This is a genomic window from Borrelia hispanica CRI, assembly GCF_000500065.1.
In the GTDB taxonomy this organism is placed as follows: domain Bacteria; phylum Spirochaetota; class Spirochaetia; order Borreliales; family Borreliaceae; genus Borrelia; species Borrelia hispanica.
This window is the reverse complement of sequence record NZ_AYOU01000113.1, coordinates 1-3010: the sequence shown is the minus strand read 5'-3', so window position 1 is coordinate 3010 and position 3010 is coordinate 1. Positions and strand designations below refer to the sequence as shown.

At 31.8% G+C, this 3010-nt stretch carries 2 protein-coding genes and 1 pseudogene; all 3 read right to left on the bottom strand.

What is annotated here, in order from left to right:
- A partial coding sequence (locus U880_RS11340; protein WP_024654749.1) for an RNA-guided endonuclease TnpB family protein occupies positions 1 to 645 on the bottom strand: 645 nt, incomplete at its 3' end.
- Positions 611 to 1346 (bottom strand): annotated as a pseudogene (locus U880_RS10055) (variable large family protein); the annotation flags it as partial. The gene U880_RS11340 and the pseudogene U880_RS10055, both read right to left, overlap by 35 nt.
- 956 nt (positions 1347 to 2302) lie before the next feature.
- The coding region (locus U880_RS0103325) for a variable large family protein (protein ID WP_024654748.1) at positions 2303 to 3010 on the bottom strand (708 nt) is incomplete at its 5' end.

Genomic DNA, 3010 nt, shown 5'->3' with positions numbered 1-3010 from the left:
TTTACGTTCATTTTTTAGTAAACATTTGGGATGATTGATTTTCTCACCCCCACTACTTACTAAAAAATGCCTCATGCTCATATCAATACCAACTATCTCTTTTTTATTGCATTTAGTTTTATCGTTATTTTTAACATCTAAGCACTCAACTGCTACTGAAATATAATATTTATCATCAGTATCTTTTTCTACTACTACATTTTTAATAAGTTCATTGCTTTTAATATTCCTATGTAGAGCTAATTTTACAAATCCTATTTTAGGTAGCTTTATATAATCATTTTCTATTCTTATTGAGTTTTTTTGATTATTAGTTCTAAAGGTTTGTCTATTTTTCTTACTTTTATATTTAGGAAATCCTTGTGTTCTATTTCCTTTTTTAATTTCTCTAAAAAAATTACTATACGCAGAATTTAAGTCAAGTTGGGCATTGCAAAGAGCTAAACTATCAACTTCCTTTAAAAATGGAAATTCTTCTTTATATTTGCTTGGATAAGTAATAAGACTTTGTTTATTTTTTTCATAATAATCTTTCTTATCACTTAACATTTTGTTATACAAAAATCTTACGCATCCAAATACTTTTGAAAAATATTTCTTTTGATTAGCGTCAGGATATATTCTGTACTTCTTTAAGTCCTGCATCAATTATTTTCCTTATTGCTATCGTTAATGTATCCAATGCCTTAGTTACTGAACTAACAGCCGCCCCTTTAACTGTATTCACAACATCACTATTAGCATTATCCTTCTCATTAGCAAATTTACCACCTTTTGCCATTGCCCTTAATGCTATCCCCCCTGCTATAACAGCATCTTTAATATCAGAAGCAACACCAGTAACTTGAAAAGAAACATTATGCTCAGCTAACTTAGCTGCATCACCACCACCTTCAGAAATAGCTTGCAAAATATCAGCACCAGTTATTGCTCCAACTGCTTTAACTGCATCTGCTGCTGCCTTCTTTGCATTAGCATCAGTATCAATAGCACCAGCATTACCAGTATTTCCAAATAATTTTCCTGCATCACCAGCATTAGCACCTCTTGCTCCAAGAGCATCGGCTTTTTTACCATCTCCAGCCTTAAGCACTTCCTTTGTCCTTAAGTACTATATCCACAATTGACTTAAATCCCTTTACTAAGCTTTCAACACCATCACCCTTAGCTCCGGCCCCAGCAGCATTATTACCACCAACAGCAACATTACCAATTAAGTCACTAGCATCACCAATAGCCTCTCCATCAATTATCTTATCAAGTGTCTCACTAACTAATTTCTTTACTGCACTCTCTACTCCCTCAGCATTCGGATTTTCCTCTCTTTTCATATCAGCAACAATTTTTTTGCATGTTTTATTAAGACTAAAAGGCAAAACTAATAAAAAGCAAACAAGGGCAAATCAAATCGATGATACGATTTATTGAAATATAATTTATATAACGATACGCAACTACTGCACATTTTTTCTCTATTCAAGCTAGACTTTTCTACATTTTTATATATACTATTATGTAAGATATTGGCTTTTCGCAAGTTTTAATGTATTTTTTTATACCATACTAAATTAATATTATACCTGGGAACCATTAAGTATCTTAAAATAACTAAGATATCTCATATAAATATTAAAGCTTACTTTTTATAATTCATTATATTTTTTACAAAATCTTACAACATCAATGAACAAAGAATGAAGAAAAGACAATTATCAAACAAAAAAATGAGAAATGTGTAATCAAACATAATAAAATACAAAAAAGGAAAATAACTTTACTCATTAAAGAGAAAAGTGTTTCTCTTTAACAACTCTTATTATTTGTTTATTTATTTTGTATGAATTCTGTTATTTACTTTTAGTTTTAGGTGTCTTATTATCAGCAGTGATATAAAGTATTAGATAAATTAATTATAGCAATGAGAGAAACAATTGATATAGGACTTAAGAAAATATTAAAGAGCTATGAAAATTAATGTTAATGATGTTTATTAACAGCACTTGCTAGCCCCCGATCCTTTAACTGCAGAAGTATATCCCCAAAAGACATAAAAACATTTATAAAATCATTCCCCCCAAGCTAAGACATAAGACTTTTAGTTTCAATAAACAGTATTTTTATAAAGAATTAGGAATATGTTACTACTACAGGTACCGTACCAGTGATGTTATTGAAGATATTACAAATTTAATCAAAAGAAATAACTCTCTCTTAACTTATTTAAGATACTAAAATACAAAAAAAGGAAAACAAATCTCCTCTATAAAAAGAAAAGTGTTTCCCTTTAAAATAACTTTATTATTTAATTATTAGCAATAGGTTGAGTAGTACCAGCTTCTGGAGCATTTATCCCAGAAATCTCAGAATCCTTTATTCCCTTTACTGCTTCTCTTACTTTCTCTAGATTGCTACTTACTATTTTCCTAATTATTACATCAAGGATGCCTAATACCTTATTTACTGCACTTGCGGCTGCTGCTTTCACTGCACCAACATCTCCATTATCAGGTCTAAATTTACCACCTTTAGTCATGGCCTTAAGAGCTACCGCCGCTGCTAAATCGGCATTGGTTTTTACACCATAGTTATTATTATTAGCATTAGCATTAGCAGCTACTAATGTTCCGACTTCATGATTATTGTTAGCAGCAAGAGTAACAGGAGCAGTAGCGGTAGCATTCTTAATCTTGTCAATCATCGCCCATGGATCAGCTTTTGACACTTCAGATGCTAGCTTATCACCAGCACCAGCACCAGCAGCTGCATTATTATGACCACCAAATACAGCAGGAGCAGCGGTATTATTAGCAGCTGTTACTTGTCCACCAGCATTCCCTGCATCAATTTTCACTCCAGATTTCTCTGCTATATCAATTATGTTTTTAACTTCTGCAATAATAGTTTTAACACTAACTTCTTCAGCACCAGCAGCAGCGGCATTATCATTATGACCAATATCATCACCATCATTAGTTACACCAGCCAATTTAGTTAAAGCCCCAATTAACTG